Genomic DNA, 23609 nt, shown 5'->3' on the forward strand with positions numbered 1-23609 from the left:
CACCCATAGCTCAGCTGGATAGAGTACTCGGCTACGAACCGAGCGGTCGGAAGTTCGAATCTTCCTGGGTGCACCATTTTAAGAAACCTCGCTACGGCGGGGTTTTCTGTTTTTAGGTTCTACAAACACGCAGAATCGAGCGGTCGGAAGTTCGAGCCGAGCGTAGCGAGACAACGTTGCTTTAGCAACGGCCCGCAGGGCGAGGCGTTAGCCGAGTCATCTTCCTGGGTGCACCATCTTAAGAAACCTCGCTACGGCGGGGTTTTCTGTTTTTAAGTCTCGCTCTACTCAGCGATTAACATGTTTTAACCCTCTCATCTTACTACACCTCTCAATGCATTGATTTTTACGCTGCATAACAGCGCTATTTCCTATTGTGAATGATATTTTATTTAATTAATTCAATTAATTACACAGTGAGCGACAATTTAGTTAGTTTGCGATAAAGTAGCTTTTCATTTTCTCCTTGGTCGTGGAGCCACGATGTACGAGCGCTATGAAGGCCTGATTTTTGATATGGATGGCACCATCCTGGATACTGAGCCCACGCATCGGCAGGCATGGCGACAGGTGCTGACACCTTATGGCATGGTATTTGATGAGCAGGCATTAGTGGCTTTGAATGGGGCTCCGACGTGGAAAATTGCCCGCGTAATCATTGAAAATAATCAATCGGACTTAGATCCCCATGTATTGGCCGCTGAGAAAGCAACACTGTTTAAATCACTGCTACTGGACAATGTGAAGCCTCTGCCGCTCATAGACGTGGTGAAAGCCTATCATGGGCGTAAACCTATGGCTGTCGGCACTGGAAGCGAACACGCCATGGCTGAGCTGCTTTTACGCCACTTAGGCTTACGTGACTATTTTGATGTTATTGTTGGTGCCGACGATGTCACCCAACATAAGCCAGAGCCAGAAACATTCTTGCGCTGTGCACAGCTATTAGGTGTGCCTCCAGAGAAGTGTGTGGTTTTTGAAGATGCTGATTTTGGTATTGAGGCGGCAAAAAGGGCGAATATGGCAATAGTTGATGTGCGTCTACTGTGAGTAGTACGCTAGCTGTTGCCTCATTATTTGGGAGTAGCTTTCTCAGCGCGACACTCTTACCCGGAAATTCTGAAATTCTATTAGTCACCCTCTTAACGGCAAGTAGTGCGCCGGCCATGATGCTGGTGCTGTCTGCCACTGTCGGAAATACCCTTGGGGGGCTAACGAACGTTGTTATAGGCCGTTTATTACCGGAACTAAAACCACAACGTGGGATGAGTACAGCTCTTGGCTGGCTTCAACGTTTTGGCCCAGCAGCTCTGTTACTAAGCTGGCTACCGGTAGTGGGCGATTTGATGTGTGTGTTGGCAGGCTGGTTGCGTATGCCTTGGGGTCTTGTGGCTTTTTTTCTGTGTCTGGGGAAAGCATTGCGTTATATCGTATTAACGGTAATTACGTTACAAGGAATTGCCTGGTGGCAGTAAAGAATGTGACAAACTTACGTAGTCACATCTATGCAGTTTCAGTATGCTGGCGAGTTATGGTTTTCAAGAGCGGGAGGTCGATTTGATCCCGGATGTATCACACGCGCTAACTTGGTTGGAAGCGCACCCTAAAGCCCTGAAAGGTATCCGCCGCGGTATCGAGCGGGAAACATTGAGAGTAACTGCCGATGGCCAATTAGCCTCGACAGGCCACCCAGAGTCATTGGGTGCAGCGCTGACACATCAATGGATTACCACTGACTTTGCTGAGGCATTGCTGGAATTTATTACTCCAGTAGATGGCGATATTGACCATTTGCTGACTTTTTTGCGTGATATTCACCGCTATACCGCACGCAAACTCGGTGATGAGCGGATGTGGCCACTTAGCATGCCTTGCTTTATTGGTGCAGAGCAGGATATTGAGCTCGCTAAATATGGCTCTTCTAACATTGGTCGTTTCAAGACTCTTTACCGTGAGGGTTTAAAAAACCGTTATGGTGCCTTGATGCAAACTATTTCCGGCGTGCACTATAACTTCTCTTTGCCGCTGGAGTTTTGGCAAGCGTGGGCGGGTGTTACCGACGAAAAAAGCGGGAAGGAAGAGATTTCAGCGGGATATTTCCGCCTGATACGTAACTATTATCGTTTTGGCTGGGTCATTCCTTATCTGTTTGGTGCGTCACCGGCCATTTGTGCATCATTCCTGCAAGGGCGTGAAACAGCATTACCGTTCGAGCGCAATGATAAAGGAATGTGTTACCTGCCGTATGCCACCTCATTGCGCCTGAGTGATTTGGGTTATACCAATAAATCACAAAGCAATTTAGGGATTACGTTTAATGACCTGCATACCTATGTTGCTGGGCTGAAGCGCGCCATTCAAACGCCATCAGAAGAATATGCGGCATTGGGACTAAAAGACGGTGATCGTCATCTGCAACTAAACACCAATGTGTTACAGATTGAAAATGAACTCTATGCTCCGATTCGACCTAAGCGGGTTACCCGTGCTGGCGAGTCGCCATCTGATGCATTGTTGCGCGGCGGTATTGAGTATATTGAAGTCCGTTCCTTAGACATCAATCCATTCTCACCTATTGGTGTTGATGCGGTACAGGCGCGTTTCCTTGATCTGTTCTTGATTTGGTGTGTACTGGCAGATGCGCCTGAAATGAGCAGTGATGAGCTGCTGTGTACCCGTAAAAACTGGAATCGGGTTATTTTGGAAGGGCGTAAACCGGGGCAGACTATCGGGATGGGATGTAACGACACCCGTGAACCGCTGGAAAAGGTCGGTAAAGATCTGTTTGCCGACTTGCGCCGCGTTGCAGAAGTCTTGGATGGTAGAGATAGCACCGAATATCAACAGGTTTGTGATGAACTTGTTGCATCCTTTGATGATCCGAGTCTGACGTTCTCTGCACGTATTTTGCAAGCGATGAAGGAAGGTGGTATTGGTGGTGTTGGCCTTGATTTAGCGGAGCGCTACAGGGAAATGCTGCAAAATGAACTGTTGGAATTGCTAACTGAAGAGCAATTATCCGAAGAGGGTGCAGCTTCTTGGGTGCGTCAACGTGAGCTGGAACTCAAAGATAAGCTAAGCTTTGAAGAGTATTTGGCACTACACGGCGGCCAATAAAAAGAAAAGGCCACATTGCTGTGGCCAAATTAACATCTCTGATAACAGGGATGATGATAACAAATGCGCGTCTTTCACATATTAAGACGTGCGGGATAGCAAAAAGTTTCATGAGTTGCGAAAAAAAGATCGAATAAAAATTATTTTTTTATGAGGAGGTAACTAAATGCCATTATTGGATAGCTTTACCGTAGACCATACCATTATGAAAGCTCCGGCTGTACGCGTTGCTAAGACGATGAAAACCCCTCATGGCGACGAGATAACGGTATTCGATTTACGTTTCTGTGTGCCAAATAAAGAAGTGATGCCAGAACGAGGGATTCATACACTTGAGCACTTGTTTGCCGGTTTTATGCGTAACCACCTCAATGGTAATGGCGTGGAGATTATCGATATATCCCCAATGGGATGCCGTACCGGTTTCTATATGAGCCTGATTGGTACGCCAGATGAGCAACGCGTTGCTGATGCCTGGAAAGCGGCAATGGCTGATGTATTGAAAGTGACCGACCAGCGAAAAATTCCTGAATTGAACGAATATCAGTGTGGTACTTACCATATGCATTCGCTGGAAGAGGCGCAGGAGATTGCCAAAGGGATTATCGAACGCGGCGTGCGTATCAATCACAACGAAGAACTGGCATTGCCGAAAGAAAAACTGACTGAATTACATATCTAGTGCTCAGTTGTAGATTTTGATGTTCGGTAGATAAATGCAAAAAAGACGCTGAAAAGGCGTCTTTTTTATTCCCTTGATATCACTGATTAGCTCGCCTGGTTATCAGGTAGGATAGGGGTAACCCGCACCCGCTTAATCATGTTTTCCTGTACGTCCAGTACGTCAATCAGATAATTTCCAACACGGACCTGCGCATCTACCTGAGGGATCTCTTCGAGTTCTTCTAGTAACATGCCATTGATCGTGCGTGCTTCGATAGGGAGTGACCAGTTGAATGCCTTGTTCAGTTCGCGCACATTGGCGCTGCCATCGATGAGTACAGAGCCATCGCTCTGCGGATTGACCTCTTCAGCCAGGCTAGGAGACATTGATGTTGTGAAATCACCGACTATCTCTTCCAAAATATCTTCAACGGTCACTAATCCCTGAATATCACCATACTCGTCGACAATCATGCCGACTTTTTCTTTATTGCGCTGGAATTTCACCAGTTGCACATTTAATGGTGTGCCTTCGGGGATAAAATAGATCTCATCGGCAGCGCGCAGCAAATTTTCTTTATTGAATTCTTTTTTCTCTGTCATGAGCCGGTAGGCTTCTCGTACGCGTAGCATGCCGATAGCATCGTCTAATGATTGGCGATATAAAACGATACGGCCATGTGGGGAGTGAGTGAGCTGTCGTATGATTGATTTCCAATCATCATTGATATCAATGCCGACCACCTCATTACGCGGCACCATAATATCGCTGACGGTGACCTTCTCCAGATCCAGCACGGATATCAACATATCTTGATTACGACGAGAAATTTGTGAGTGTGATTCATTCACAATACTGCGCAATTCATCTTTACTCACTGCATCACTACTGTGAACGTTTCCGCGGATACCACACAAACGCATCAGCCCACGTGTGATGGTATTGAGTAGCCATACCAGTGGCAGCATGATTTTTTGTAACGGGGCCAGCAAAACACTGCTGGGGAACGCCACGCGTTCAGGATAAAGGGCGGCGATGGTTTTTGGCATCACTTCAGCAAAAATCAGCACCACAAAAGTTAATACGCCAGTGGCTATGGCGACCCCGGCATTGCCATAGAGTCGAATTCCCACAATGGTTGCCAGTGCTGAGGCCAGAATATTGACCAAATTATTGCCAATTAATACCAAACTTATCAGGCGGTCAGGGCGACGTAAGAGCTTCTCAACGCGACGTGCGGCGCGGTTACCTTGCTTGGATAAGTGGCGTAGACGGTAGCGATTGAGTGTCATCATGCCGGTTTCTGAAGCTGAAAAATAAGCCGAAACCACGACCATAATGACCAGAATGATGATCAGCGTGCTAGTTGAGACATGATCCAACACAGTGTTCCTTAATAACAATGAAAGCCCTGTGGATTCAACAAGGCTATGTGTGGATGATTGTAATAATGGCTAAGAGATCATGATCTCCTGTAGCAGGCGGCTGCCAAAATAGGCCAGCGTGAGTAAAAATGCGCCTGCAAAACTGAACCAAATCACTCTGCGCCCGCGCCAGCCTTCATGGTAATGCCCCCACAATAAAACGATGTAGACAAACCAGGCCATGATTGATAACACCGCTTTATGGACGTTTTCTTTACTGAATATATCATCCATATAAAGCAGGCCAGTACACAGCGTTAGGGTCAGTAAAACCACCCCGATTTGGGTGATGTGAAACATTTTACGTTCAATGCTCATCAAGGGTGGCATATCAGCATTAAAGGTGACTTTCTTATTTTTTAACTGATAATCGAGCCAAGCCAGTTGAAGGGCGTATAGTGCTGCGATGATAAGAGTGGCATAGGCAAAGAGTGCTAGCCCAATGTGAACGAAAATGGCCGGGCTAGCTTCCAGATGGGTAATGAACTCACCAGGGAGCAGACTGGCCAGTGCCAGATTGATCATGGCGAAACTGTAGACGATCGGCAGCAAAAACCATCCACGACCTTGTGAGGCGACGATAGTCATGATGGTGCAAATCATCAGCCCGACAATGGAGCCGATATTCAATAAAGTGAGGTTTTGTCCACCGCCGACATCAAAAATCTGATGCTTCAGAGCAATAGCATGGCACACTAGCGCCACGACGGCAGAAACCAGCGCTAACCGCCGGTAAGCACTATTTTTCTGCACCAGGCTTGGGACAATCAAGCCCAGGCTGAGCGAATATGCGATCAAAGCCAAAATGGAGAACACGGGCATAGCGTTATATGGGCATCGGCTAAGTGAATTAGATAGCCAGTATAGCGTCGAGCGCGTCCCTCTCCAACCGTTCTCCGACGTGAGGGCAGAGATCGTTTAAGCTTCGTGTTATAATCCCCCCATTGTGTCGCCAGAGCGGCCTGTTTCCACGTTGAGTATGAGACAATGTTTGAGAACTTAACTGATCGATTGTCGCGCACATTGCGCAATATCAGCGGCCGTGGCCGGCTGACAGAAGAAAATATTAAAGAAACGCTACGTGAAGTACGCATGGCGTTACTGGAAGCTGACGTAGCTCTGCCGGTTGTTCGTGATTTTATTAACCGGGTGAAAGAGCGCGCTGTCGGGCATGAGGTAAATAAGAGCCTCACGCCAGGTCAGGAATTCGTCAAAATCGTTAAGAATGAACTTATTGCCGCGATGGGCGAGGTCAATAACGAACTGAATCTGGCAGCGCAACCGCCAGCAGTGGTGTTAATGGCTGGCTTGCAAGGTGCAGGTAAAACCACCAGTGTGGCTAAACTGGGTAAGTTCCTTAAAGAAAAACAGAAGAAAAAAGTGCTGGTTGTTTCCGCTGACGTTTATCGCCCTGCGGCGATCAAACAGTTGGAAACCCTGGCTCAAGGTGTTGGCATTGATTTCTTCCCGTCTGATGTACAGGAAAAACCGATTGATATCGTCAATCGTGCTCTACAGCAGGCGAAGCTTAAATTTTATGATGTTCTGATTGTCGATACCGCCGGTCGCTTGCACGTCGATGAAGCGATGATGGACGAAATCAAACAAGTTCATGCCGCGATTAACCCGGTTGAAACTTTGTTTGTCGTGGATGCCATGACCGGTCAGGATGCGGCCAACACAGCGAAAGCATTTAACGAAGCGCTGCCGCTCACCGGTGTCGTGCTGACCAAAGTTGATGGTGATGCCCGTGGCGGTGCTGCGTTATCTATCCGTCATATCACTGGTAAGCCGATCAAATTCCTCGGTGTCGGTGAAAAGTCAGATGCGCTTGAACCTTTCCATCCAGATCGCGTGGCTTCACGTATTCTGGGAATGGGCGATGTTCTGTCGCTGATTGAAGATATCGAAAGCAAAGTTGACCGCGCACAAGCGGAAAAACTGGCAACTAAGCTGAAAAAAGGCGATGGCTTCGATCTCAATGACTTCTTGGATCAGCTGAAGCAAATGCGCAATATGGGCGGTATGGCCAGCATGTTGAGTAAAATGCCGGGTGCGGGTCAGTTGCCAGATAACGTGAAATCGCAGATGGATGACAAGGTGACCGTGCGGATGGAGGCAATCATCAACTCGATGACGCTGAAAGAACGCGCCAAGCCAGAAATCATCAAAGGTTCACGTAAGCGCCGTATTGCCACTGGTTCTGGTGTGCAAGTGCAGGATGTTAACCGCTTACTCAAGCAGTTCGACGAAATGCAGCGCATGATGAAGAAAATGAAAAATGGCGGTCTGGCCAAAATGATGCGTGGCATGAAAGGTATGATGCCACCAGGTTTTCCGGGTCGCTAAATATCATTTCGCGCTGTGATGTTAACCGGCGTGATGTGAGTAAAGATTTCCCGCTGAAAACAGCGGTAAACGAAGAAAATTGTGCTCATTACAAAACTAGCGCATAGGAATCTACGCTTTAGATTGCTTTTTGCGCCAAAATGAGTAAAATTTTCGGGCTTTTTATATTGCAACTGGACCCCGTTCCCCGATGGGGTCCAGTTGTTTTATTAACTAAAGAGGATGTTATGGTAACAATTCGTTTGGCTCGTGGCGGCGCTAAAAAGCGTCCGTTCTATCAAGTAGTAGTGACCGACAGCCGTAATGCTCGTGACGGCCGTTTCATCGAACGTGTAGGCTTCTTTAACCCGATCGCATCTGGTCAGGCTGAAGCTCTGCGTTTGGACCTGGATCGTATCAACCATTGGGTTGAGCTGGGTGCAACTGTTTCTGATCGCGTATCTGCGCTGATCAAAGAAGCTAAGAAAGCAGCTTAATCTGTCGCGGTGGTGGTTATTATGAGCAAGCAACTCAATCCAGTGGTTCCCGAACAGCCGATTGTACTCGGTAAAATGGGTTCAACTTACGGCATTCGCGGTTGGCTCAGAGTATTTTCATCCACCGAGAACGCCGAAAGCATTTTTGATTACCAGCCGTGGTTTATCCAGCAGGGTGGTAAGTGGCAGCATGTCGAGTTGGAAGACTGGAAGCGCCACAGTCAGGATCTGATCATTAAGGTTAAAGGTGTTGATGATCGGGATGCCGCGAATCTACTGACCAATTGCGAAATTGTCGTCGATTCCAAACAACTGCCTGAACTGGAAGAGGATGATTACTACTGGAAAGACCTTATGGGCTGTCAGGTAGTAACAACCGCGGGTTACGAACTAGGTAAAATCATCGATATGATGGAAACCGGTTCTAACGATGTGATGGTAGTAAAGGCAAACCTGAAAGATGCATTCGGTATGAAGGAGCGGTTGGTCCCGTTTCTTCATGGGCAGGTTATCAAGAATGTCGATCTCACTGCTCAACGTGTTGAAGTAGATTGGGATCCTGGTTTTTGACCTCCGAATTAAACGGCAAAGATGAGTGGAACAAAACAATGTGGATTGGTGTTATTAGCCTGTTTCCCGAGATGTTCCGCGCAATAACCGATTACGGGGTGACTGGCCGGGCAGTAAAAAATGGCCTGCTGAGCGTGCAGTGTTGGAGTCCTCGTGACTTTACCTACGACCGGCATCGTACCGTGGATGACCGCCCATATGGTGGTGGCCCGGGAATGTTGATGATGGTGCAACCGCTAAGGGAAGCCATTCATGCAGCAAAAGCAGCGGCAGGCGAGGGAGCAAAGGTGATTTATCTGTCACCTCAAGGGCGCAAACTGGACCAACAGGGTGTTTGCGAACTGGCGACTAATCAGAAGATGATTCTGGTGTGTGGTCGGTACGAAGGAGTTGATGAGCGCGTAATCAAAACCGAAATTGATGAAGAATGGTCAATTGGAGATTACGTTCTCAGCGGTGGCGAGCTACCAGCAATGACTCTGATAGATTCAGTATCCCGCTTTATCCCGGGTGTGCTGGGTCATCAGGCTTCAGCGGAGGAAGATTCCTTTGTTGATGGATTGCTGGATTGCCCACACTACACTCGTCCTGAGGTGTTAGAAGGGATGGAAGTACCGCCAGTCTTACTGTCGGGTAACCATGCCGAGATTCGTCGCTGGCGCTTAAAGCAGTCGCTGGGCCGTACCTGGCTTAGAAGACCTGAACTTCTAGAAAGCCTAGCTCTGACTGACGAGCAAATGGTGTTGCTGGCTGAGTTCCAACGGGAACACAAGCCCTGAAGCAACAGAACTATGAAAGGAATGTTGTGCCGCGTGCCAACTTCCTGATATATCAGTTTACCTAGGGTAAGAGACTTATTATGAGCAATATTATCAAGCAAATCGAACAAGAGCAGATGAAGCAAGACGTGCCTGCATTCCGTCCGGGTGATTCCGTGGAAGTTAAGGTATGGGTTGTTGAAGGTTCTAAAAAGCGTCTGCAGGCATTCGAGGGCGTGGTTATCGCTATTCGTAACCGCGGTCTGCATTCTGCGTTCACCGTTCGTAAAATTTCCAACGGCGAAGGTGTTGAGCGTGTATTCCAAACTCACTCCCCAGTAATCGACAGCATTACTGTGAAACGTCGTGGTGCCGTTCGTCAAGCGAAACTGTACTATCTGCGTGAGCGTACTGGTAAGTCTGCTCGTATCAAAGAGCGCCTTAACCGCACTAACTAAGGTACAGCTCAGGCTTCATCCAAAAGTTAATAGTTATGAAGGGGTTAGCCATGTGCTAACCCCTTTTTTTATTCCTATACTCGTCATATTTCAAATTACATATACGTTAGCTGACTTGCTGCAACTCGAATTGTTTAGGTTATAGAAGATAAATAGAAGGGGAATCAGAGGGAATAGCGTGGCATCACACCACGCTATAGATAATGATTAGAGGCCGTAAACCAGAGTTACCGATGTTGTGGTATCAGTATTTTTTGGTGCGCTGGCAGGTGGCTTAGTGTTGTAGGTCACGACATAGGCTAAGCGCAAGGCGAAGCTTTTATTGATAGCCACGTTCAATGCCGTTTCTGAGTTCAACGTCGTTTCTTCGTTTGCCAGAGCTGAAACGCCTTCACTGAACACCGTATTGTCGGTTAACTGATAAGTATAGTTACCGCCAGCATAGGCTAAGGCTTTCGTCGCACGCCCACCTTCATAAAACTCATCATGGCGAACACCTGGACCAAATTCCACCCGCAGATTATGCAGTGGTGTGGTCATAATCTGACGACCATAACCGGTGGTTAAAACAGAGCGGGAATCAAAACCGTTATAACGGTCACTCAACCAACTGGCTTGTCCAAACAGGTAATTTCGATCAGTCAAATTATAGCGAGTACGGCCACCTAACTGATAACGTTCGGAAGAGCGTTCATTATTGGCGCTAGTATTACGGGCTGCCCCCCACAAGCTATAAGCGGTGTTAGGTTGGAACCAGGTTAACGTTGAGTTGGCAGTCAATGTTGAGTTAGTGGTATTGCCTGACTGGGCGGTATAGCCTGCTTCAACGGTACCATCGAAGCTCTTTTTGGCTGTGGCTGGATCGTCTAAGGCAGTAAAAACAGTCGCGTCAGCAAGAACTGAGGTGCTGATGAGAGATAAAGCGAGTGTGCTGATATAAAACGGCAACGCCCTGGTATGACGCAAAGAAAACATAATAGGTCCATGGTGAAGAAAATGATTTTTGTGATGCGGCACGCATTGTAGCAGTTGTGATCCTACTTACTCAGAAGATATTTCGGATTGAATAATTAATTATAATAAGAAGGATTTTTTGATGAGTTCATTCTTAAAATGTAATAAACAGCAAAAATCTGCACTTGGATACAGACAAAAGAAATAAATGAAAGGGCCAGAATTGCTCTGACCCCTAATTTAGTACCTACCCGTTTTTACATAAAAGTGGTGACTAACACGTAGCCGGTGATGCATGAACAGATAACACCGATAAGGCCTGGAATAATAAAACTGTGGTTAATAATAAATTTGCCAATTTTGGTTGTGCCTGAGCGGTCAAAACCGATACAAGCCAGATCACTCGGATAGGTTGGCAGAACAAAGTAGCCATAAGCCGCAGGGAAGAAGGCTATTAGCATTTTAGGATCAACACCCAACTGCAATCCCATTGGTGCAATGGCAGTAAGCGCTGCGGCCTGGCTATTAACCAATTTTGAAACCAGGAATAGAACAATGGCATAGGTCCACGGATGACCTTTCACCACATCTTCCAGCACGAGTTTCAGATCCCCCATATGGGCCTGGAAGAAGGTATCACTCATCCAGGCAACACCAAATACTGAGAATATGGCGACCATACCGGCTTTGAATACTGCACCGTTAGAGATATCGCTGGGTTTAACTTTGCAACCAATCAGAATAACGGCACCGGCAATCAGCATCATCATCTGAATAACCAGATTCATTGATAATGACTGCATTTTGCCTTTAACTTCAAAAGCAGGGCGCAGGTCGGCAAACGCACCGAGTAATACCACTAACGCGATAGCAACGAAAAATATCCCGGTCGACCAATAAGCTTGTTTCGGGAAAACCTGATTTAACAAAGTATCTGTTGAGCCATAGATAAAGTCGCGCTGTTCAGGGTCTTTGATTCTTGCCTGGAAATCTGGGTCTTTATCCAGATCTTTACCGCGGCGTAGGCTCCACAATGCAGCCATCAAAACACCAACTAAAGAAGCGGGCACTGATACGGCCAGAATCTCCAGAATACTATAAGCCTGACCTATACCATGATTAGCACCAATAATTGATACTAATGACACCACCGCGACCGACACCGGGGAGGCTGTAATTGCCATTTGCGAGGCAACTGATGCAACCGCCATTGGCCGCTCCGGGCGAATACCTTTTTTAATGGCAATATCGGAAATAATAGGGAACATGGTATAAACAACATGTCCGGTGCCACATAAAAAGGTTAATGACCACGTTGTAAAGGGCGCTAATAGCGTAATGTGCTGAGGATGTTTTCGTAATAATCGTTCAGCAAATTGCATCATTACATTTAAGCCACCGGCAGTTTGTAATACAGCAGCACAACCGATAACGGCTAATATTGTCAGCATCACATCGACAGGAGGTTTACCTGGTTCGAGGCCAAAGATAAAGGTCAGAATAAATAAGCCAATACCACTTATTAACCCCAGCCCCATGCCCCCATAGCGTGTCCCAACTAGCAGACAGAGAATTATAATTATAAATTGTAGTGTTATCATAATATTACCTTGCTTCCAACATGAATGAAATTCCGTTGTATTTAGCCGGTTTTAAGCAAAATGGGCATGGCTCTTACTCATTTTTCTCTATCAGAGCACAGGTTGAATTGATTAAAACCTTGCTAATATCAAGGCTATATTGTTGAGTTATGTAATTAATTAAATCTGAGATCTGCCTCTGTTTTTATATCAGATCTGACTTTTATAATTAATTAAAGTGGAATTGGCTGGCGTTAATAGAATATAAAATTCGGTTGTGAAAATAATGTATTAACATTGTTTTAAATGAATTCATCAATAGCACAATGGCGCAACATATAAACATATTCCAGGCTGGAATAGTTGCTAGTTAATTCCCAACTTTTCCTTTAGGAGTTTTAAGTAGCGTCGACTCACAGGAATATGTTTACCACTGCGGGTAATAACTTCGGCAGAACCGTTATCCATCAGTTGTATCTCGCCCAGCTGTTCAGTATTAACCATATATTGGCGATGGCAGCGGACAAAAGGAGTTTTCTCTTCCAGCGTTTTGAGTGATAGCTGGGTATAGCCCGACTGTATGGTTCCGACTACATGCACACCGCTCAGCTCAGAGCTGAGATATTCCACTTCCTCAATTTTCAGCAAAAAAATACGGTTATGACCAGAGCAAGGAATATGGCGTAGCATCGGTTCCGTGATTTTATGTAAATTATTATTTACACCAAGGCCTCTTCTTAGGCGAACGAGCGTTTTCGCTAACCGTTGCTGGTCGAGCGGTTTTAACAGATAGTCAAAGGCATGCTCTTCAAAAGCACGGATAGCATATTCATCGTAGGCGGTAACAAACACGATCTGCGGCATCTTTTCTGGATTGAGCATCGAAGCCAACTCCAGGCCATTAATTCTTGGCATTTGGATATCGAGAAATATCACATCGGGTTGCAGGCGTTGGATTGCGGGGATGGCTTCCAGGGCGTTGCTACATTCGGCGACGATCTCTATATCATGTTCTTCACTTAATCTCTCGCGTAAATCTTCACGCGCAGGTTGTTCATCGTCGACGATGATGACTCTTAACATACGGCCTCCACAAATTTTCCGCATTTTATCATGGCCTCAGGGGCAGGTTAGGAGCATCTGCAGAAACTGCGACTTACCGCAAAAGTCAGAACAAAATATGCCTGTAAATATGCGGGTAATTATTTATTTACACATATGGATTGAAATGTTTACACATCGTGATATTGTGGAGACCTCAAACGACAAACACGCTAAACGACATCCGCTAAACAGAGACAGGTAAAGAATATGATCATGCAAAAAGATGCGCTCAATAATGTCCACATCAGTGCCGAACAAGTACTGATAACGCCGGAAGAACTGAAAAATCAGTTTCCATTGAGCGACAATGATCAGTATGCAATTGCTAGCGCGCGCAAAACCATTGCTGACATTGTTCAAGGACGAGATCCTCGCTTATTAGTGGTATGTGGTCCCTGTTCTATTCACGATGTGGATGCGGCTCTGGATTATGCGCGTCGTTTGAAAACGCTTTCTGCACAATTAAGTGACAGCCTGTACATCGTGATGCGTGTCTATTTTGAAAAGCCGAGAACCACAGTCGGTTGGAAAGGTTTGATCAATGATCCGGCAATGGACGGCTCTTTTGATGTGGAAAGAGGGTTACATATTGCACGTCAATTATTGCTGGATTTAGTCGGCATGGGTCTGCCTCTGGCAACTGAAGCGCTGGATCCGAATAGCCCACAATACTTAGGCGATTTATTCAGTTGGTCAGCCATTGGTGCGCGCACCACTGAATCGCAAACTCACCGTGAAATGGCTTCGGGTTTGTCGATGCCAGTTGGGTTTAAGAATGGAACCGACGGCAGTTTGGGCACGGCTATTAATGCTATGCGTGCCGCCGCCATGCCACACCGCTTCATGGGGATTAACCAGTCGGGCCAGGTTTGCTTATTGCAAACACAGGGAAATCCACACGGTCATGTAATTTTGCGCGGCGGTAAAACACCTAATTACAGTGCGCAAGATGTCGCGCAGTGTGAAAAACAGATGCAGGATGCGGGACTCGTTCCATCCTTAATGATAGATTGCAGTCATGGTAATTCGAATAAAGACTACCGTCGTCAGACTGCGGTCGCTGAATCTGTGGTTGAACAGATCAAGGCCGGCAATCGTTCTATCACTGGTGTGATGCTGGAAAGTAACATTCATGAAGGTAATCAATCCTCTGAGCAACCACGTGCTGATATGCGCTACGGTGTTTCAGTGACCGATGCCTGTATTGATTGGGACAGTACCGAAACCCTGTTACGAGGCATGCACCAGGAATTACGTTCAGCGCTGGCGGCACGGACTGCAGAGGAAAAGTAAGTATGGTGGCTGAACTGACCGCTTTACGTGATCAAATTGATGAAGTCGATAAAGCACTATTGGATTTGCTGGCAAAGCGCCTGCATTTAGTCGCAGAAGTAGGTGAAGTTAAAAGCCGTTATGGCTTGCCTATTTATGTTCCAGACCGTGAGGCGGCGATGTTGGCCTCACGCCGACAGGAAGCCGAGGCTTTAGGTGTTCCACCTGATTTGATTGAAGACGTATTGCGTCGGATAATGCGAGAGTCTTATACCAGCGAGAATGACAAGGGGTTTAAGACACTATGCCCGCAACTGCGTCCGGTGGTTATCATCGGTGGAGAGGGGCAGATGGGGCGCTTATTCAGTCGAATGCTCACACTGTCCGGTTATCAGGTAAAAACACTTGAGCAACAGGACTGGGCACAGGCTGAATCTATTCTGGCAGATGCCGGGATGGTGATTGTCAGCGTACCCATCCATATCACTGAAGAAGTGATAGCTCGATTGCCAAAATTGCCGTCAGATTGCATTTTGTTGGATCTTGCTTCAGTCAAAAATAAGCCGCTACAAGCTATGCTCGCTGCTCATGAAGGGCCAGTGGTGGGATTGCACCCAATGTTTGGGCCTGACGTAGGCAGTTTGGCAAAACAGGTTGTCGTGTATTGCGATGGACGTGACCCTGAAGCCTATCAGTGGCTGCTAGAGCAGTTGCAGGTGTGGGGCGCGAGATTACATCGTATTAGTGCGGTTGAGCATGACCAGAATATGGCGTTCATTCAGGCATTGCGCCATTTTGCGACCTTTGCCTATGGGCTGCATTTAGCAGAAGAAAATGTGCAGCTTGAACAGTTATTGGCGCTCTCTTCACCCATTTATCGGCTGGAACTGGCAATGGTAGGGCGACTATTTGCCCAAGATCCACAGCTTTACGCCGACATTATTATGTCATCGGAAGATAATTTGGCGCTGATTAAACGCTATTACAAACGTTTTGGTGAGGCGATCACCTTGCTTGAGCAAAGTGACAAACAAGCCTTCGTGCAAAGTTTCCAGAAAGTTGAGCATTGGTTTGGGGATTATGCGGAGCGCTTCCTGGTGGAGAGCCGTTCATTATTGCGTCAGGCGAACGATAACCGCCAATAGCAGCCATTTGTAACTTATCTATTTTCAAAAAGTCACTCCGACAGTATCGGGGTGACTTTTTGCTATTGCGGCTATAGGGAGAAGGGGGTTAACTCGGATTGACCGGAACCACGTTTTCACTTGGGTAGCAGCCTAATACTTTTAATGACCGAGTTATCGGCGTCAGGTCTGCCAGCGCTTTTTGCATAGATTCAGAACGCAAGTTAGCCTGTACATCGATATAAAACATCTCTTCCCACGGATTGCCATTTATTGGCCGCGATTCAAGCTTCGTCATGATGATACCGTGATCTCTCAGTACCAGTAGCGCTTCAACCAATGCCCCTGATTGTTGCCCTGTCGCCATAATTAAGGTGGTTTTTGCCGGGATCTGGTCAGAAACATCAATAGCTTTACGAGCAAGAATAATAAAGCGAGTGATGTTCTGCTGCTGATTCGCCAGATTGTGTTCCAACACCTGCAAATTATAAAGCGCGCCACCGGCTTCACTTCCTAATGCGGCCGCTTCAGGCGAGTTCAATTGCGCCACTTTTTCCATTGCCGCAGCAGTGCTTTCGCAATACTCGATTTTCCAATGCGGGAAACGATTAATGAATTGACTGCACTGCTGGAAAGGCTGTGGATGGCTGTAGACGGTTTTAATTTGACTCAGATCTGTTTCAGTCGCGACCAGCACACAGTGATCAATCGGATTGGTTATCTCACCGACAATTGACAAGCTGGTGTGTTGCAGCAAGTCATATACGTCGTTAATAGAACCTGAGCTGGTGTTCTCTATAGGTAATACGGCGTAATCCGCCTGGCCTGTTTCTACTTGAGTAAAGATATCCTGGAATTTTTGGCAACCACATTCAATCAATTGTTCAAAGTGACGAGCTGCATATTGGCGCGCTGCCAGATGTGAGTAAGAACCTTTTGGACCAAGGAAGGCGATACGGGCTGAGTGCTGGGCGGTTTGATTTAGCTGGTGTTGTAATAGTGCCTGCTGAGTCAATACTGAATCTTCAATAATCAGCTGGAACAGGCGAGTAATATAGAAGCCATCAAGGTCATAAGGTTTGGCGGCGGTGATGAGTGCATCCAGCAAATCACGCTCACGCTCTTTATCGCGGATCGGGCGGTGATGAAGTTGTTTGGCTTTAGCCACATCCACCGCTAATTCACGCCGTTCTGCCAGCAATGCTAGCAGTTTTAAGTCTAGTGCGCTGATGCGCTCACGTAGCACCAGTAATGGATTATCGGTCATAGGGATTTGCCTTAATTATCATTCTAAATGTTTTGTGCATAAAAAAAGCCTCCCGCTTGGGAGGCTTTGTTGTTCGTCTTCGCATTCTTTATCACACGACGAAACGCCTCCCAATCAGGGGAAGGTAAAAAAGAATGCGAAGAAAAACACTTTATTGATCATCGTTGCTGCTTACCTGTTATTGAAGACTGTTTTTGATACTGATTGAAACGATATGTTATAGCTAAAACAAACAGCCTCTAAACTAACCGCCAGCCTGAATTGCTGTCAATAAAAAACGCGCCCAAAGGCGCGTTAGATCCGAAATGAGATGGATTATGCCGGCTATTGTTCCTGCTCGGATTCTTCTTCCTCTACATCTACTGACTCCAGATTAGCTTCTTTAACACTGCTTGCTGCGCGACGAGCCTCACCTTTATGTTGCACTTTATTTAATTGGCGTTCTAGTTTGGTGATCAGTTCATTAATTGCAGCATACATATCGTCATGTTTGGCACTGGCAACCAAGGGGCCCATCGGTGTACTGATTGTGGCGTCTGCAACAAATCCTTGCGGATCTTTAGACAGTACAATGTGTGGGTTTATCAACTGGGCCTGCCATTTATCCAGTTTGGTGAGACGGTCTTCGACATGTTTACGGATTGCTGGGGTAATATCCATTTGTTTACTGGTGATGTTGACTGTCATATGACTTACCTCTCTGTCTACTCCATCTTGGATAACTTCAGCATACCTCGCTTTTTACCAAAATGTATGATCAAGATCACTAATTTTTGTCACTTTTTGCAAAGGTCGTGGGAACTGTGATTTAACGTCAGTAATAGGCGCTGAGGGCTTGAATCATTGATCAGAATGCCGCATTATCGATAAGTTATGTCGCATGGATATCGTCAAAAACGGCATTATTTTTACGATTTAAGTAGGATATCAGCGCGATAGTCTGTGGGCATGAATCTCTGCGGTTTGTGTCTATCAAGACGGAATTGAAAACGGCAGCCTAAGCTGCCGTTTGTTATTTTATCGTTCCAGACTTATTTTGTCGCGACAGACAATATCAGGCTGGGTTCGCTGCTATTATCTTGGCAACTTTGTCTGCCTGAGCATTCAATTGCAATTGTTTATAAGCATTTTCCATCAACGGCAGCGCATCGCGAGTTGCTTGAGTATCAGGATAATCTCTCAACATTTGTTCAACACGGTTAACTACCGCGACGTAAGCGCCTCGTTTAGTGTAATATTGCGCCACGGCCAGTTCATGCTTGGCCAGACGATCTTTCAGGAACATCAGGCGTTTTTGCGCGTCAGTTGCATATTGGCTGTTCGGATAGCTTTGAATCAACTGGTTAAAATCGCGGAACGCGGCCTTAGCATGTTGCGGATCACGGTCTGAACGATCAATCCCGAAGAAGCCTTGTAATGCGCTGTCATCCAGAGCCATGTCAGTCAAACCACGCATATATAATACGTAATCGATGTTAGGATGTGTGGGATTGAGGCGCATAAAGCGATCGATTGAGGCTTGCGCCAACGGCAGATCAGCAGATTTATAATACGCATAAATCAAATCAAGCTGAACTTGTTGGGAGTAAGGCCCGAAAGGATAGCGGTTATCTAACGCTTCTAGTTGCGTAATGGCTCCCTTAAAGTTACCGTCCTGCAGTTTTTGCTGAGCGGTAGCATAGAGCTCAGAAGGCGGGTTATCGGGAACCACGTCCTTGTTACTGGAGCAACCGGTCAGCACCAGGCTCAACGTGGCGGCAGCCACCAGATATTTCATACGCGTCATGACGTTTTGATTATCCTCGAAGTGTTATTCCGGGAGACTGTCCGTTAAGCTCCCGACAAAGATCTAGATACAATAGCACATTATATTAAACGGCATCGCCGTCAAAACCCAACGTTAACGAACAAGAAGCTGCATATGGCACAACAAGTACAACTCAGCGCAACGGTGGCCGAATCACAACTCGGTCAACGGTTAGATCAGGCTTTGGCCGAATTGTTCCCTGATTATTCAAGATCTCGCATAAAAGAATGGATCTTGGAAGACAAGGTGACTGTAAACGGTAAAACAATTAACAAGCCTAAAGAAAAAGTGTTGGGTGGTGAGCTCGTCGCAATTGACGCGCAAATTGAGGAAGATGCCCGCTGGGCGCCTCAAGAAATCCCACTGGATATCGTCTATGAAGATAACGATATTCTCGTTATTAATAAACCCCGTGGCTTAGTCGTGCACCCTGGCGCTGGTAATCCAGACGGCACCGTTCTGAATGCATTGCTCTATTATTATCCAGAAATCATGGATGTCCCACGCGCGGGTATCGTACATCGCCTGGATAAAGACACCACTGGCTTGATGGTTGTGGCGAAAACCGTTCCGGCACAGACTCGTTTGGTGGAAGCGCTGCAAGCGCGTGAAATTACCCGTGAATACGAAGCGGTGGCCATCGGCAATATGACTGCGGGCGGCAGAGTTGACGAGCCTATTTCTCGTCACTCTACCAAGCGGACACATATGGCTGTGCATCCGATGGGTAAACCGGCGACCACGCATTATCGCATTATGGAGCATTTCCGTGCTCATACTCGTTTGCGCTTGCGTTTAGAAACGGGCCGTACACACCAGATCCGTGTGCATATGTCTCATATCAACCATCCGTTGGTAGGCGATCAGCTGTATGGCGGCCGTCCACGTCCACCGCGCGGTGCCTCTGATTCCTTTATTGCTATTCTGCGCGGCTTTGATCGCCAGGCGCTGCATGCAACTATGCTGCGTTTGTATCATCCAATCAGTGGCATTCAAATGGAATGGCATGCGGCATTACCAGAAGATATGGTTGAGCTGATTAATGCGCTGAAAGCCGATACTGAAGAATTCAAAGATCAGATGGATTGGTAATGAACAAGCTGATACTTCCTGACTGGCCGATGCCTGCCACTGTTAAGGCATGTAGCACCACCCGTCATGGTGGTATCAGCGAATTCCCTTATGATTCATTAAACCTTGGCACCCATGTCGGGGATATTGCTGCCAGTGTGGTTGCAAATCGCCAATCTTTAGTGGGGCAAGCGGGATTACCGCAAATGCCTGTTTGGCTTGAACAGGTGCATGGCACTCGTGTCCTGCATCTGGACGGCAAGACTATTTCTGATGTACAGGCCGATGCTGTTTATAGCCACGTCGCTGGGCAAGTTTGTGCCGTAATGACAGCAGATTGCTTGCCAGTGCTGTTTTGCTCGTCGGCAGGTGATGAAGTGGCCGCGGCCCATGCGGGGTGGCGTGGCCTTTGTGCTGGTGTTCTGGAGCAAACGTTAGCTCAGTTCAATGCTGGCTCTTCTTCTATTATTGCCTGGTTAGGCCCGGCAATTGGCCCGCAGCAGTTTGAAGTGGGTGAAGAGGTTAAACAGGCATTTATCCAAATCGACGGACAATTCGCGATTGCGTTCACACCTTCCGGCTCTAAATATCTCGCCGACATCTATTTATTAGCTCGATTGCGGTTACAGGCCGCAGGTATTCACGCTATATATGGCGGTGATCGCTGCACAGTGACTGAAAAACAACATTTTTTCTCTTATCGCCGCGATGGAATCACTGGACGTATGGCAAGTTTAATCTGGCTGATATAACCTATTGAGTTAGGGCGATCCGCTGGCGCATGACGTTGTACTTTAAATATAGTGTCGAAATAACCTTGAAAATTTGAGGGATGACCTCATCTAATCTCCAGTAGCAATTTTGACCAATATTGGAGGTGTTATGCGTCTGGATCGTCTTACTAGCAAATTCCAGCTTGCCCTCGCCGATGCCCAATCTTTAGCTCTTGGGCGCGACAACCAATTTATTGAACCGTTACATTTGATGAGCGCACTGCTCAATCAGGATGGGGGGACGGTTCGCCCATTGTTGACCTCGGCGGGTATTAATGTCGCCAGTTTGCGCAGCGACATTGAGCAAGCATTAGGCCGTCTTCCACAAGTTGAAGGGACTGGCGGTGATGTTCAGCCATCAAATGAGCTAGTCCGTGTATTGAATCTTTGCGACAAATTAGCGCAAAAACGTGCAGATAAATTTATTTCGTCAGAACTGTTTGTTCTGGCCGTACTTGAAGATCGCGGTACTTTAACTGACATGTTAAAGGCAGCCGGAGCAACAAAAGATAAAATAAATAAGGCAATAGAAGATATGCGTGGTGGTGACAAAGTTGATGACCAAGGTGCTGAAGACCAGCGTCAGGCATTGAAAAAATTCACTATCGACCTGACTGAGCGGGCGGAGCAAGGCAAGCTCGATCCGGTTATTGGCCGTGACGAAGAGATTCGCCGTACTATTCAGGTACTACAGCGCCGGACTAAAAATAACCCGGTGTTAATTGGTGAACCTGGTGTTGGTAAAACAGCCATTGTTGAAGGTCTGGCGCAACGAATCGTGAATGGTGAAGTGCCAGAAGGCCTGAAGCATAAACGTGTGCTGTCATTAGATATGGGCGCACTAATTGCAGGTGCGAAGTATCGTGGTGAGTTTGAAGAGCGCTTGAAAGGCGTGTTGAATGATTTATCAAAACAAGAAGGTAGTGTGATCTTGTTTATTGATGAATTGCATACCATGGTCGGAGCCGGGAAAGGCGACGGGGCGATGGATGCCGGCAACATGCTGAAACCTGCGTTAGCACGCGGTGAATTGCATTGCGTTGGTGCCACAACACTTGATGAGTACCGCCAATATATAGAGAAGGATGCGGCGCTAGAGCGGCGTTTCCAGAAAGTGTATGTTGCGGAGCCAACTGTTGAAGACACTATCGCCATTTTACGTGGGCTGAAAGAGCGCTATGAATTGCATCACCATGTGCAGATAACTGACCCGGCAATTGTGGCTGCGGCAACGCTATCGCACCGTTATATCTCGGATCGTCAGTTACCGGATAAAGCTATCGACCTTATAGACGAGGCCGGTTCTAGTATCCGTATGCAGATGGATTCAAAACCGGAATCATTGGATCGTCTGGAGCGTCGGATTATCCAATTGAAACTGGAACAGCAGGCATTGAAGAAAGAATCTGATGATGCCAGCAAAAAACGTCTGGAAATGCTCAATACCGAATTAGAGCAAAAAGAACGTGAATATTCAGAGCTGGAAGAAGAGTGGAAGGCAGAAAAAGCTGCCCTCACCGGAACTCAGAATATTAAAACTGAACTGGAACAAGCCAAAATCACCTTAGAGCAAGCTCGTCGTGTGGGCGATTTGGCGCGGATGTCAGAACTTCAGTACGGTAAAATTCCTGAGCTGGAAAAACAGCTAGCGGCGGCAACGGCGCTTGAAGGGAAAACCATGAAGTTGCTGCGTAATCGGGTGACGGAAGCAGAAATTGCGGAAGTGCTGGCGCGCTGGACGGGGATTCCTGTATCTCGCATGCTGGAAAGTGAGCGTGATAAGTTGCTGCGCATGGAACAGGATCTACATAAACGCGTGATTGGGCAGGATGAAGCTGTTGAAGCCGTATCCAATGCTATCCGCCGTAGTCGTGCTGGGTTATCAGATCCGAACCGCCCAATTGGTTCCTTCTTATTCTTAGGGCCAACAGGGGTCGGTAAAACCGAGTTGTGTAAAGCGCTGGCAACCTTCCTGTTCGACAGTGATGATGCCATGGTGCGTATTGATATGTCCGAGTTTATGGAAAAACATTCCGTTTCTCGGTTGGTTGGTGCGCCTCCAGGCTATGTGGGTTATGAAGAAGGTGGTTACCTGACAGAAGCTGTGCGCCGTCGCCCTTATTCTGTCATTCTGCTGGATGAGGTAGAAAAAGCGCATCCGGATGTATTCAACATTCTTTTACAGGTGTTGGATGATGGGCGTTTGACTGACGGGCAGGGTAGAACAGTCGACTTCCGTAATACGGTGGTCATCATGACCTCTAACCTCGGTTCAGATTTGATTCAGGAACGTTTCGGTGAAAGAAGTTATAGCGAAATGAAGGAAATGGTGATGGAAGTTGTTACTCACCACTTCCGCCCTGAATTTATCAACCGTATAGATGAGGTTGTTGTCTTCCATCCACTGGGCCGAGCGCATCTGGCTTCAATTGCCAGTATCCAACTGGAGCGCCTGTACAAACGGTTGGAAGAACGTGGCTATCAGGTCACTATCACTCAGCCTGCGTTGGAGTTCTTGGGCGAGACTGGTTTCGATCCTGTTTATGGTGCGCGGCCATTGAAACGCGCAATCCAGCAGGAAATCGAGAATCCACTGGCGCAACAGATACTTTCCGGCAAATTAATACCGGGAGTTCCTGTTACGCTTGATGTGGAAAATGGGCATATCATTGCCAAACAGTAATGGTAACTCCTTGAGGGGGCGAGAAATCGTCCCCTTTTTGTTTTCTTTTTCACCGTATTTCGTGTTTTTGCCGCATTAGTGAGCGGTTGAAAAGTTTTTTGAAATTAGGGGTTGCAGGCTGTCAGGAACTCCCTATAATGCGCCTCCACTGACCGGGA

General features: G+C 47.0%; 22 protein-coding genes, 1 other RNA gene and 1 other annotated feature. Of the genes, 15 read left to right on the forward strand and 8 right to left on the reverse strand.

The window, feature by feature from the left end:
* Window positions 1–116 precede the first annotated feature (116 nt).
* The 5 genes from QSV56_RS21580 to luxS all read left to right on the forward strand — a co-directional run bounded on the left by QSV56_RS21580 (window position 117) and on the right by luxS (window position 3799).
* A non-coding RNA gene (locus tag QSV56_RS21580) (RtT sRNA) lies at window positions 117–236 on the forward strand.
* Between the two features lie 247 nt (window positions 237–483).
* A complete protein-coding gene (gene yqaB / locus QSV56_RS21585; RefSeq protein WP_019080360.1) occupies window positions 484–1050 on the forward strand; it encodes a fructose-1-phosphate/6-phosphogluconate phosphatase in 567 nt (188 codons plus the stop codon).
* Complete coding sequence (locus tag QSV56_RS21590) at window positions 1047–1475, forward strand: YqaA family protein (RefSeq protein ID WP_026017941.1); 429 nt, start codon at window positions 1047–1049, stop codon at window positions 1473–1475. Before yqaB ends, QSV56_RS21590 begins: the two co-directional genes overlap by 4 nt.
* Window positions 1476–1518: 43 nt before the next feature.
* Window positions 1519–3117: a glutamate--cysteine ligase gene (gene gshA, locus QSV56_RS21595; RefSeq protein WP_301213745.1), complete on the forward strand. Its 1599-nt coding sequence runs from the start codon at window positions 1519–1521 to the stop codon at window positions 3115–3117.
* Between the two features lie 166 nt (window positions 3118–3283).
* Window positions 3284–3799 (forward strand): S-ribosylhomocysteine lyase, encoded by a 516-nt coding sequence (gene luxS / locus QSV56_RS21600; RefSeq protein WP_019080358.1) that lies wholly within the window; start codon window positions 3284–3286, stop codon window positions 3797–3799.
* An 86-nt stretch (window positions 3800–3885) separates the two neighbouring features.
* On the opposite strand, the gene QSV56_RS21605 is transcribed toward luxS, so the two are convergent.
* Both QSV56_RS21605 and QSV56_RS21610 read right to left on the reverse strand, forming a co-directional pair.
* Window positions 3886–5163, reverse strand: a complete 1278-nt coding sequence (locus QSV56_RS21605) for an HlyC/CorC family transporter (RefSeq protein WP_161803520.1) — start codon at window positions 5161–5163, stop codon at window positions 3886–3888.
* A 72-nt stretch (window positions 5164–5235) separates the two neighbouring features.
* Window positions 5236–6027, reverse strand: coding sequence for an inner membrane protein YpjD (locus tag QSV56_RS21610; RefSeq protein ID WP_005167431.1), 792 nt, complete (start codon window positions 6025–6027; stop codon window positions 5236–5238).
* Window positions 6028–6192: 165 nt separating this feature from the next.
* Between QSV56_RS21610 and ffh the strand changes: the two genes are divergently transcribed.
* From ffh to rplS, 5 genes are all read left to right on the forward strand, one after another.
* Window positions 6193–7554, forward strand: a complete 1362-nt coding sequence (gene ffh / locus QSV56_RS21615; RefSeq protein WP_005167432.1) for a signal recognition particle protein — start codon at window positions 6193–6195, stop codon at window positions 7552–7554.
* Between the two features lie 227 nt (window positions 7555–7781).
* Entirely contained in the window at window positions 7782–8030 is a 249-nt protein-coding gene (rpsP, locus tag QSV56_RS21620; protein ID WP_005166006.1) for a 30S ribosomal protein S16, read from the forward strand.
* A 21-nt stretch (window positions 8031–8051) separates the two neighbouring features.
* Complete coding sequence (gene rimM, locus QSV56_RS21625; RefSeq protein ID WP_005166009.1) at window positions 8052–8600, forward strand: ribosome maturation factor RimM; 549 nt, start codon at window positions 8052–8054, stop codon at window positions 8598–8600.
* Window positions 8601–8638: 38 nt separating this feature from the next.
* Window positions 8639–9379, forward strand: coding sequence for a tRNA (guanosine(37)-N1)-methyltransferase TrmD (gene trmD, locus QSV56_RS21630; RefSeq protein ID WP_004393426.1), 741 nt, complete (start codon window positions 8639–8641; stop codon window positions 9377–9379).
* Window positions 9380–9459: 80 nt separating this feature from the next.
* Window positions 9460–9816: a 50S ribosomal protein L19 gene (gene rplS / locus QSV56_RS21635; RefSeq protein ID WP_004393427.1), complete on the forward strand. Its 357-nt coding sequence runs from the start codon at window positions 9460–9462 to the stop codon at window positions 9814–9816.
* A 207-nt stretch (window positions 9817–10023) separates the two neighbouring features.
* Here the strand turns inward: rplS and QSV56_RS21640 are convergent, their stop codons facing one another.
* The 3 genes from QSV56_RS21640 to btsR all read right to left on the reverse strand — a co-directional run bounded on the left by QSV56_RS21640 (window position 10024) and on the right by btsR (window position 13433).
* The gene (locus QSV56_RS21640; protein WP_046051510.1) at window positions 10024–10791 is read right to left on the reverse strand and encodes a YdiY family protein; all 768 of its coding nucleotides are present in this window, start codon (window positions 10789–10791) and stop codon (window positions 10024–10026) included.
* Between the two features lie 236 nt (window positions 10792–11027).
* Window positions 11028–12371: an anaerobic C4-dicarboxylate transporter gene (locus QSV56_RS21645; protein WP_005167439.1), complete on the reverse strand. Its 1344-nt coding sequence runs from the start codon at window positions 12369–12371 to the stop codon at window positions 11028–11030.
* Between the two features lie 345 nt (window positions 12372–12716).
* Window positions 12717–13433, reverse strand: a complete 717-nt coding sequence (gene btsR / locus QSV56_RS21650; RefSeq protein WP_011815646.1) for a two-component system response regulator BtsR — start codon at window positions 13431–13433, stop codon at window positions 12717–12719.
* Between the two features lie 234 nt (window positions 13434–13667).
* On the opposite strand from btsR, the gene QSV56_RS21655 reads away from it, so the two are divergent.
* Both QSV56_RS21655 and tyrA read left to right on the forward strand, forming a co-directional pair.
* On the forward strand, window positions 13668–14747 hold the full coding sequence (locus QSV56_RS21655; protein WP_026017940.1) for a 3-deoxy-7-phosphoheptulonate synthase: 1080 nt from the start codon (window positions 13668–13670) through the stop codon (window positions 14745–14747).
* 2 nt (window positions 14748–14749) lie between these two features.
* Window positions 14750–15871 carry a bifunctional chorismate mutase/prephenate dehydrogenase gene (gene tyrA / locus QSV56_RS21660; protein ID WP_019083871.1) on the forward strand — a complete coding sequence of 374 codons (1122 nt, stop codon included), beginning with the start codon at window positions 14750–14752 and terminating at the stop codon, window positions 15869–15871.
* An 88-nt stretch (window positions 15872–15959) separates the two neighbouring features.
* Here the strand turns inward: tyrA and pheA are convergent, their stop codons facing one another.
* The 3 genes from pheA to bamD all read right to left on the reverse strand — a co-directional run bounded on the left by pheA (window position 15960) and on the right by bamD (window position 18903).
* Window positions 15960–17117: a bifunctional chorismate mutase/prephenate dehydratase gene (gene pheA / locus QSV56_RS21665; RefSeq protein WP_005166019.1), complete on the reverse strand. Its 1158-nt coding sequence runs from the start codon at window positions 17115–17117 to the stop codon at window positions 15960–15962.
* Window positions 17118–17155: 38 nt separating this feature from the next.
* Window positions 17156–17280, reverse strand: a sequence feature (Phe leader region).
* Between the two features lie 161 nt (window positions 17281–17441).
* A complete protein-coding gene (gene raiA, locus QSV56_RS21670) occupies window positions 17442–17804 on the reverse strand; it encodes a ribosome-associated translation inhibitor RaiA (RefSeq protein WP_005166518.1) in 363 nt (120 codons plus the stop codon).
* 367 nt (window positions 17805–18171) lie between these two features.
* A complete protein-coding gene (bamD, locus tag QSV56_RS21675) occupies window positions 18172–18903 on the reverse strand; it encodes an outer membrane protein assembly factor BamD (protein WP_005166516.1) in 732 nt (243 codons plus the stop codon).
* Window positions 18904–19038: 135 nt separating this feature from the next.
* Here bamD and rluD point away from each other — a divergent pair, with 135 nt between their 5' ends.
* From rluD to clpB, 3 genes are all read left to right on the forward strand, one after another.
* Window positions 19039–20016, forward strand: a complete 978-nt coding sequence (rluD, locus tag QSV56_RS21680) for a 23S rRNA pseudouridine(1911/1915/1917) synthase RluD (RefSeq protein ID WP_005166515.1) — start codon at window positions 19039–19041, stop codon at window positions 20014–20016.
* Complete coding sequence (yfiH, locus tag QSV56_RS21685) at window positions 20016–20747, forward strand: purine nucleoside phosphorylase YfiH (protein ID WP_301213753.1); 732 nt, start codon at window positions 20016–20018, stop codon at window positions 20745–20747. The genes rluD and yfiH overlap by 1 nt, the downstream gene beginning before the upstream one ends.
* Window positions 20748–20877: 130 nt before the next feature.
* Window positions 20878–23451 carry an ATP-dependent chaperone ClpB gene (clpB, locus tag QSV56_RS21690; protein WP_050161861.1) on the forward strand — a complete coding sequence of 858 codons (2574 nt, stop codon included), beginning with the start codon at window positions 20878–20880 and terminating at the stop codon, window positions 23449–23451.
* Window positions 23452–23609 lie beyond the last annotated feature (158 nt).

Source organism: Yersinia sp. 22-579 (assembly GCF_030433455.1).
Classification (GTDB): Bacteria; Pseudomonadota; Gammaproteobacteria; order Enterobacterales; family Enterobacteriaceae; genus Yersinia; species Yersinia enterocolitica.

What these genes read in the sequence shown, in the direction of transcription:
- pheA (WP_005166019.1), bottom strand. Translation starts at nt 17,117, where the DNA reads ATGACCGATAATCCATTACTGGTGCTACGTGAGCGCATCAGCGCACTA.
- QSV56_RS21640 (WP_046051510.1), bottom strand. Translation starts at nt 10,791, where the DNA reads ATGTTTTCTTTGCGTCATACCAGGGCGTTGCCGTTTTATATCAGCACA.
- luxS (WP_019080358.1), top strand. Translation starts at nt 3,284, where the DNA reads ATGCCATTATTGGATAGCTTTACCGTAGACCATACCATTATGAAAGCT.
- tyrA (WP_019083871.1), top strand. Translation starts at nt 14,750, where the DNA reads ATGGTGGCTGAACTGACCGCTTTACGTGATCAAATTGATGAAGTCGAT.
- ffh (WP_005167432.1), top strand. Translation starts at nt 6,193, where the DNA reads ATGTTTGAGAACTTAACTGATCGATTGTCGCGCACATTGCGCAATATC.
- bamD (WP_005166516.1), bottom strand. Translation starts at nt 18,903, where the DNA reads ATGACGCGTATGAAATATCTGGTGGCTGCCGCCACGTTGAGCCTGGTG.
- trmD (WP_004393426.1), top strand. Translation starts at nt 8,639, where the DNA reads ATGTGGATTGGTGTTATTAGCCTGTTTCCCGAGATGTTCCGCGCAATA.
- QSV56_RS21645 (WP_005167439.1), bottom strand. Translation starts at nt 12,371, where the DNA reads ATGATAACACTACAATTTATAATTATAATTCTCTGTCTGCTAGTTGGG.
- yqaB (WP_019080360.1), top strand. Translation starts at nt 484, where the DNA reads ATGTACGAGCGCTATGAAGGCCTGATTTTTGATATGGATGGCACCATC.
- rplS (WP_004393427.1), top strand. Translation starts at nt 9,460, where the DNA reads ATGAGCAATATTATCAAGCAAATCGAACAAGAGCAGATGAAGCAAGAC.
- gshA (WP_301213745.1), top strand. Translation starts at nt 1,519, where the DNA reads ATGCTGGCGAGTTATGGTTTTCAAGAGCGGGAGGTCGATTTGATCCCG.
- rimM (WP_005166009.1), top strand. Translation starts at nt 8,052, where the DNA reads ATGAGCAAGCAACTCAATCCAGTGGTTCCCGAACAGCCGATTGTACTC.
- clpB (WP_050161861.1), top strand. Translation starts at nt 20,878, where the DNA reads ATGCGTCTGGATCGTCTTACTAGCAAATTCCAGCTTGCCCTCGCCGAT.
- QSV56_RS21655 (WP_026017940.1), top strand. Translation starts at nt 13,668, where the DNA reads ATGCAAAAAGATGCGCTCAATAATGTCCACATCAGTGCCGAACAAGTA.
- btsR (WP_011815646.1), bottom strand. Translation starts at nt 13,433, where the DNA reads ATGTTAAGAGTCATCATCGTCGACGATGAACAACCTGCGCGTGAAGAT.
- rluD (WP_005166515.1), top strand. Translation starts at nt 19,039, where the DNA reads ATGGCACAACAAGTACAACTCAGCGCAACGGTGGCCGAATCACAACTC.
- yfiH (WP_301213753.1), top strand. Translation starts at nt 20,016, where the DNA reads ATGAACAAGCTGATACTTCCTGACTGGCCGATGCCTGCCACTGTTAAG.
- QSV56_RS21610 (WP_005167431.1), bottom strand. Translation starts at nt 6,027, where the DNA reads ATGCCCGTGTTCTCCATTTTGGCTTTGATCGCATATTCGCTCAGCCTG.
- rpsP (WP_005166006.1), top strand. Translation starts at nt 7,782, where the DNA reads ATGGTAACAATTCGTTTGGCTCGTGGCGGCGCTAAAAAGCGTCCGTTC.
- raiA (WP_005166518.1), bottom strand. Translation starts at nt 17,804, where the DNA reads ATGACAGTCAACATCACCAGTAAACAAATGGATATTACCCCAGCAATC.